Genomic DNA, 6,554 nt, shown 5'->3' with positions numbered 1-6,554 from the left:
GCGATCTTGGGATGTCTTCACAAACTCCGAATGATCACGTGGTGGCCGTCTTCATGCCACCTCAACGCCCAAGATCGCGAAGTGTCACTGGAGTACTAGTTCGACTGCGCGGTGCCGTCCTCGGAACAGCGCTTACTGTCCCCGCTGTCCCTCATGTCCTCAATAGCAGCTGGGCGAGCTCCGACACGGCGATCCGGTCGGAGCCCAGTACCGGACGGGGTGTCAGGTGCACGGTTGGCCACACCCATGGCCACGTTCTCGTGCAAATGAACAAGCTCGTGTGAGCCGGGTGCTACGACGCGCAAATTCCTGTGGGATTGCCCCTCGTGCTCACGCCGAAGACCGTCGTCGGCGGGTCGAACTTCCGGAAGGTAGCAGGCGAGAGCGCGAAGCGCGGGCTTCCGTTCACGCAGTACAGCATCTTCGTGTGGTTGGTGAGTTCATACACCTTGACGCCGCCGGGGAAACTCCTGCTCTGCCCGGCCGGAATCAGCACATCGGGCTCCGGCGTCCAGAGCGACGTGTCGACGCACACGTAATTCGACGGGCACGTGTACAAGTCCGCCGTCATGGCGTGACTTGCCGGGGCGCTCATTGCCGTGACCGCGCCGGCCAGCAGGAACGTGAAAATGAGATACGAGGCTCGTAGTCTCTTCATGCACGGCAGGCTAATGGCGAGTTCATTCACATGAGCTTCACAACGGCTTCTGGACTGGTGTCACATGCCCCGCCGCCAGGACCAAGCCATCCTTGAGCTGAGGCACCTCGGACACGATCTTCTTGAGGGGGGCTCGGCCCGGGCGGAGCCGGAATGCCGGGGTCAGGCCCGACGATCAGTTTGTGACGGCCACCATGGCAATCGATACCAGAATCCCCGGCCGGTCCACACCCAGTTTGCTCACGCAGCGCGGCGGCCGCACGTCCGGGAAGAACTCGTCGAAGACCTCGTTGACGCCGTCGGCGTCTTCGGGTCGCAGGAGCAATGTGTGGACCATGACGGCGTCGCTCAGCCCACCGCCACCGGCGCGCAAGATCGCCTGGCAGTTGAGCAACGACCGGCGGGTCTGCTCCTGGATCGTGGGCCCTGCCAGCTCGCCGGTCGCCACATCGACTCCGATTGTTCCGGCAACGTAGATCGTGTTGCCCACCTTCACCGCCTGGCTGTAGCTGGGGTACTCCGGTGCCTCTGGCGTGGAGATGACTTCTCGGGGCATCAAATGTCTCCGGTCTGGAAGTTTTCCGCTCAACTTTGCGCGAAAGCGCTTAGCTGCAGGAATTGTCGCCACATGACCATGTCGCGGTGAAGGCAGAAATACGCACTTGTCAGCGCATGCTGTCGGCCGGCGGCTGGTCGATGCGGTCCGGCTCCACCCCGGTCGCGGCAGCGATCCCCACTGTCATCGACCACCAGCACCCCTGGGAGCGCGACCAGGACTTGATCTCGCCCTGCTCTCGCTGGTGGCCGGGTGTCGTGCCGTACGTCCGCCATCTGGGCATATGCATCGTCCGGCACCGGGCCCATTACGGTTCGTACTGCTGCGCTCACATGTACAGCCGGTCGAGTGTGCGTCCTGTAGTTGTACGGATTGTAGATTGAGCAAGTCCATGACGGTTCGTACTGTCGGCCGACAACACCCGAGGCCGTGGCGCCCAGCCTGTAGGTCTCAAGAGTTGTCCCGACAGGAGTGTTATGCCTTTCGCCCCCCTCCACCGCCGGATCGGCGTAGTGATAGCAGTTGCCGCCTCAGTCGCCGTCAGCGGGTGCAGTGCCACGAGCCCGCCGGGTGGCGGGGCCGACGGCGAGCAGTTCACCTTCGTCTCCTTCGGCGGGGCATACGGCAAGGCGCAGAAGGCCGCCTTCCTGGACCCGTACCAGAAGGAGAATCCGAGCGTCCGGATCATCGAGGAGTCGGCGACGACCGAATACGCGAAGATCACGGCGATGGTCGACGCGAACAACGTCAGCTGGGACGTCGTCGACGCCGACCCGTTCTTCCCGCTCGGCGAGAACTGCGGCAAGTACACAGAGAAGCTCGACTTCACCGTCATCGACACCACGAAGATGCCCAAGGCCTTCGTCAGCGACTGCGCCGTACCGTCGATGACCTACTCCTACGTCCTCATGTACAGGAAGGACAAGTACGGCGACAACCCGCCGCAGAGCTGGGCGGACTTCTTCGACACCGGCAAGTTCCCGGGCACCCGGGCGATCGAGAACAACTACATCGGCGGCGGCTTCGAGATCGCCCTGCTGGCCGACGGCGTCGCGCCCGACGCGCTCTACCCGATCGACTACGACCGGGCCTTCCGCAAGCTCGACGCCATCAAGCAGGACCTCAAGTTCTGGAAGACGGGCTCGGAGTCCCAGCAGATGATGGAGGCCAAGCAGGCCGACATGGTCGTCGCCTGGACCGGGCGGGCCTACAACGCGGTCAAGAACGGAGCGTCGTACGGCCCGGTGTGGAACCAGGCCCTCGCCACCTACGACGTCTTCATGGTTCCGAAGGGTTCGAAGAACAAGGCTCAGGCGATGAAGTTCATCGCGTACGCCACCAGCGCCGGGCCGCAGGCGAGGCTCACCGAGAACATCCCCTACGCGCCGATCAACTCTGACGCCAAGCCCGACATCACGGACTCCGTCGCGAAGCAGTTCCTGTCGACCGAGCAGGGCGACGCGGGTCAGGGCGTCCCGCTCGACCAGAAGTGGTACGCGGAGAACCAGAAGACGGCGTCAGACAAGTGGACCAAGTGGACCACGGGGTAGCGGATGACAACTGCCCCCTCGGTTGCCCGGCCGCGGCAGAGCCGCCGCGGCCGCGCCGGCCTCGCTACTCTCATCTGGCCGGCGCTCATCGTCGTGGCCGGTGCCTTCCTCTACCCGGTCGCCCTGCTCGTCTGGCGCAGCGTCAGCGAACCAACCTTCGGCCTGACGATCTACGAGGCGGTGCTCGGCGACAGCGTCACGTGGACCATCATGGGCCGCACGCTGTTCATGGCGGTCGTCGTCACCGGCGTGACACTGCTGCTGGGCTACCCGTACGCGTATGTGATGACGCTCGTCGGGCCCCGCGCCCTCACCGTGCTGACCGCGCTGGTGCTACTGCCGTTCTGGACCAGTCTGATGGCCCGCACCTTCGCCTGGGTCGTGCTGCTGCAGAAGGGGGGTCCGGTCGGCTGGGCCCTGGCCGAACTCGGCCTCGTCGACATCGATGAGTTCCAACTGACCAAGACCGCCGTGGGCGTCACCATCGGCATGGCCCAGGTGCTGCTGCCCTTCATGGTGCTGCCGCTGTACAGCGCGTTCAAGGGGATCGACCGCAGCCTGATCACCGCCGCTCAGAGCATGGGAGCCCGGCCGGTCACCGCGTTCGCTCTGGTCTACCTCCCGTTGTCGCTGTCAGGGGTGGTCGCGGGCGTGACGCTGGTACTGGTCCTCGCCCTCGGCTTCTACATCACGCCGGTGCTGCTCGGCTCACCACAGGAAATGATGATTTCGCAGCTGATCGCCCAGAAGGTGAACCCGTTGCTGGACTTCCCCACCGCTGGGGCGCTGTCATTCATCCTCCTCGCGGTAGCGCTCGGGCTGCTCGCTGCGGTGTCGCGGATCTCAGCGCCCTCGGCGACGCTGGGGCTCACGGACGGGAAGACGCGATGACGACTCGTGTCCGGATCTGGCAGTGGGCGGTGGTCATCGCGGTCGGGCTGTGGCTCGTCGCTCCGTCGCTCGTGGTCATCCCGCTGTCCTTCACCGACCAGGACAGCTTCCAGTTCCCGCCCCAAGGCTGGTCGCTGAAGTACTACGAGAACTTCTTCACCGCCCCGGCCTGGCGCGATGCGCTGCTCAACTCCCTCACCATCGCCGCGCAGGTCACCCTCATCGCGACCGTCCTGGGGATCGCGGCGGCGGTCGCCCTCGTCCGGGGCCGATTCCCGGGTGCTCGTGCCGTGCGGAGCGCGGCCAACGCCGGCCTGATGGCACCGATGATCGTGCCAGGGATCGTCGCCGCCGTCGCGATCTACGCCGCGTTCCTGAAGTGGCAACTCGTCGGCACCCCGACCGGGTTCGTGCTCGCCCACACGGCGCTGGCCGTGCCCTTCGTCGTCGTGTCGGTGAGCGCGAGCCTGAGCGGCTTCAACCGCGATCTCGAACTCGCATCCGCCAACCTCGGCGCCGGGGCGCTGACCACGTTCCGGTTGGTGACGCTGCCCCTGATCCTGCCAGGAGTGCTCTCGGGCGCGGTTTTCGCGTTCGTCACCTCCTTCGACGAGGTGGTGGTCTCGTTCTTCATCAACGGCCCGTACCTGACCACCCTGCCGGTGAAGATGTACACAAGCACAGCGAACGAGACGGACCCCACCATCGCCGTCGCGTCAACGGTCATCCTCACCGTCACAACCGCCCTCATCGTGCTGCCCCAACTCTTCCGGAGAACCTCGAAATGACCGACCAGACCCACGGCGCCGCCGTGCGTCTCGACCGGCTCGTGCAGCGCTACCGCGGCAGCGACCGCGCCGCCGTCGATGACGTCTCGCTGGACATCGCGCCCGGCGAGTTCATGACGTTCCTGGGCCCATCCGGCTCGGGAAAGACGACTACGCTGAGCATGGTGGCAGGCTTCGCCGCTCCCACCAGCGGCCGCATCCTGGTCGACGGCCAGGACATCTCGCGGCTTCCGGCGCACAAGCGCAACCTCGGCATGGTCTTCCAGCAGTACGCCCTGTTCCCGCACATGACGGCGGCGAAGAATGTCGCCTTCCCGCTGCACCGGCGCGGGGTCGACAAGGCCACTGGGCACGCCCGCGCCATGGACGCCCTGAAGCTGGTCCACCTCGACCACCTCGCCGACCGGCTGCCGAAGCAGCTCTCCGGCGGTCAGCAGCAGCGCGTCGCGGTGGCCCGCGCCATCGTCTACAACCCGCCGGTCCTGCTCATGGACGAGCCACTCGGTGCGCTCGACAAGAAGCTGCGCGAACAACTCCAGATCGAGATCGCCCGGATCCATCGCGAACTCGGTGTGACGATCATCTTCGTCACCCACGATCAGGAAGAGGCCCTCGCGCTCTCCGACCGCATCGCGGTCTTCAACGAGGGCCGCATCGCACAGGTCGGCACCGCCAAGGAGCTGTACGAGAGCCCGGCCACTTTGTTCGTGGCCAGGTTCCTCGGCGACTCCAACGTATTCACCGGCCGCGTCGACCCCGACGGGCGCACCCTCACCGGCGACGGCTGGACCCTGCACACCCCGCCGGCGCACCACATCGCCGCCTCTTCGCACGCTGCCATCGTCGTGCGTCCCGAGCGGATGCGGGTGCTCGACCACGCCGGCTCCGGTCCCACACCCGGCAACGTCCTCGATGCCGACGTCGTCGACGTCGTATACCTCGGTACGCACCGCCGGGTGGAGCTTCGCTTCCGTGACGGCGGCAGCGGAGCGGTACGCGAGCCGGCCGGCAAGGAGAGCGCTGCATCGCGCGGTGACGTCGTTCGCGTCACCTGGTCACCGGAGCACAGCGTGCTGGTGCCAGAGCACCGCTAGCCGTGTGGAGTCCAGGCCTCGAACAGCTGGGTGAGCCGGCCCATCACGTCTTGGCCGGCCCGAGGGTGGGCGGGCTTGGTCGGATCGACGGGTCATCAGCGGCCGTCGAAGGGGAAGCGGTTGGTGCGCCGGTTCGGGATCGCGGCATGCAGTCGCCGGCTCTCAAGCCTTCTGAGGCAGGCTTGCGGGGTGATGGCGATACATTCGCTGCCAACGCAGCAACAGGCTGAGCCGTACCAGATGATCACCCGCCTTTCACCGCCGCACCTGCGTCCGTACGTGCTGGGGTGGGCCGGCTTTCGCACCCAGGCGGGAGAGCCCGCCCAACCCAGCCGGATGCTGCCGCTCAACGCGGCCACCCTGATCATCGACTTCACCGGCATGGGCCCGATCATCACCGGTCCCCGCGTCACCGCGACGTTCTCGGCCCACACGCCGTGGCGTCACGGGGTGGCGGTCGGGCTCACCCCCGCCGGGATGTCGGCGCTGACGGGGACGCCCATACGCGAGGTAGCCGGCACGACCGCGCGTCTGGAAGACCTCCTCGGTACCCGTGCCGAGGAGCTGACCGACCGGCTGATCTCGTCGATGAGCTGGACGGACCGCTTCAGCCTGCTGGGGGAGCGGCTGACGGCGTGGCTGCGCCCCGACGCCGGCCCCAACGACCTGATCATGCACGCCTGGTGGCGGCTGCAGCAGCCGACCGGCCCGCCCACCATCGGGTCCCTCGCCGGTGAGCTGGGCGTCAGCCGTCGTCATGTCGAGATCGGATTCCGCCGGGTGGTGGGCATGTCGCCCAAGACGGTAGCCCGGATCGCCCGGTTCCAGCGGACCGTGGACACGTGGCGACGGCCCTCCGCCACGCTGAGCGAGGCCGTCGCCTGCGGTTACGCCGACCAGCCTCACCTCACCCGCGAGATCCGGGCGATGGCGCAGATGACGCCGAAGCAGCTGTTCGCATTCGTTCAATACACCGATCGGCTCACCGGCTAGCGTGACCTTCCGCTCCGGACCGAA

At 66.5% G+C, this 6,554-nt stretch carries 8 protein-coding genes; 5 read left to right on the top strand and 3 right to left on the bottom strand.

Annotated elements, in window-relative coordinates:
• Positions 1-292: 292 nt before the first annotated feature.
• The 3 genes from ACIBX3_RS44680 to ACIBX3_RS44670 form a co-directional block, all read right to left on the bottom strand.
• Positions 293-688, bottom strand: a complete 396-nt coding sequence (locus ACIBX3_RS44680) for a hypothetical protein (RefSeq protein WP_397126705.1) — start codon at positions 686-688, stop codon at positions 293-295.
• A gap of 145 nt (positions 689-833) precedes the next feature.
• Positions 834-1,214, bottom strand: a complete 381-nt coding sequence (locus ACIBX3_RS44675; protein ID WP_397126704.1) for a RidA family protein — start codon at positions 1,212-1,214, stop codon at positions 834-836.
• Between the two features lie 109 nt (positions 1,215-1,323).
• Entirely contained in the window at positions 1,324-1,503 is a 180-nt protein-coding gene (locus tag ACIBX3_RS44670) for a hypothetical protein (RefSeq protein WP_397126703.1), read from the bottom strand.
• A 187-nt stretch (positions 1,504-1,690) separates the two neighbouring features.
• Between ACIBX3_RS44670 and ACIBX3_RS44665 the strand changes: the two genes are divergently transcribed.
• The 5 genes from ACIBX3_RS44665 to ACIBX3_RS44645 all read left to right on the top strand — a co-directional run bounded on the left by ACIBX3_RS44665 (position 1,691) and on the right by ACIBX3_RS44645 (position 6,530).
• A complete protein-coding gene (locus ACIBX3_RS44665) occupies positions 1,691-2,764 on the top strand; it encodes an ABC transporter substrate-binding protein (protein WP_397126701.1) in 1,074 nt (357 codons plus the stop codon).
• 3 nt (positions 2,765-2,767) lie between these two features.
• Positions 2,768-3,655 (top strand): ABC transporter permease, encoded by an 888-nt coding sequence (locus tag ACIBX3_RS44660; RefSeq protein ID WP_397126700.1) that lies wholly within the window; start codon positions 2,768-2,770, stop codon positions 3,653-3,655.
• A complete protein-coding gene (locus tag ACIBX3_RS44655) occupies positions 3,652-4,443 on the top strand; it encodes an ABC transporter permease (protein WP_397126699.1) in 792 nt (263 codons plus the stop codon). Before ACIBX3_RS44660 ends, ACIBX3_RS44655 begins: the two co-directional genes overlap by 4 nt.
• Entirely contained in the window at positions 4,440-5,537 is a 1,098-nt protein-coding gene (locus ACIBX3_RS44650; RefSeq protein ID WP_397126698.1) for an ABC transporter ATP-binding protein, read from the top strand. Before ACIBX3_RS44655 ends, ACIBX3_RS44650 begins: the two co-directional genes overlap by 4 nt.
• A 192-nt stretch (positions 5,538-5,729) precedes the next feature.
• On the top strand, positions 5,730-6,530 hold the full coding sequence (locus tag ACIBX3_RS44645; protein WP_397126713.1) for a helix-turn-helix transcriptional regulator: 801 nt from the start codon (positions 5,730-5,732) through the stop codon (positions 6,528-6,530).
• The last annotated feature ends 24 nt before the right edge of the window (positions 6,531-6,554 follow it).

Source organism: Nonomuraea sp. NPDC049480, from assembly GCF_044465905.1.
GTDB lineage: Bacteria > Actinomycetota > Actinomycetes > Streptosporangiales > Streptosporangiaceae > Nonomuraea.
The sequence above is the reverse complement of the archived record's forward strand: the minus strand, read 5'-3'. Positions and strand labels throughout refer to the sequence as shown.

Bases quoted from the DNA above. Each gene is read 5' to 3' on its own strand.
- ACIBX3_RS44675 (WP_397126704.1), bottom strand. From the start codon at position 1,214: ATGCCCCGAGAAGTCATCTCCACGCCAGAGGCACCGGAGTACCCCAGC.
- ACIBX3_RS44670 (WP_397126703.1), bottom strand. From the start codon at position 1,503: ATGCATATGCCCAGATGGCGGACGTACGGCACGACACCCGGCCACCAG.
- ACIBX3_RS44665 (WP_397126701.1), top strand. From the start codon at position 1,691: ATGCCTTTCGCCCCCCTCCACCGCCGGATCGGCGTAGTGATAGCAGTT.
- ACIBX3_RS44660 (WP_397126700.1), top strand. From the start codon at position 2,768: ATGACAACTGCCCCCTCGGTTGCCCGGCCGCGGCAGAGCCGCCGCGGC.
- ACIBX3_RS44655 (WP_397126699.1), top strand. From the start codon at position 3,652: ATGACGACTCGTGTCCGGATCTGGCAGTGGGCGGTGGTCATCGCGGTC.
- ACIBX3_RS44650 (WP_397126698.1), top strand. From the start codon at position 4,440: ATGACCGACCAGACCCACGGCGCCGCCGTGCGTCTCGACCGGCTCGTG.
- ACIBX3_RS44645 (WP_397126713.1), top strand. From the start codon at position 5,730: ATGGCGATACATTCGCTGCCAACGCAGCAACAGGCTGAGCCGTACCAG.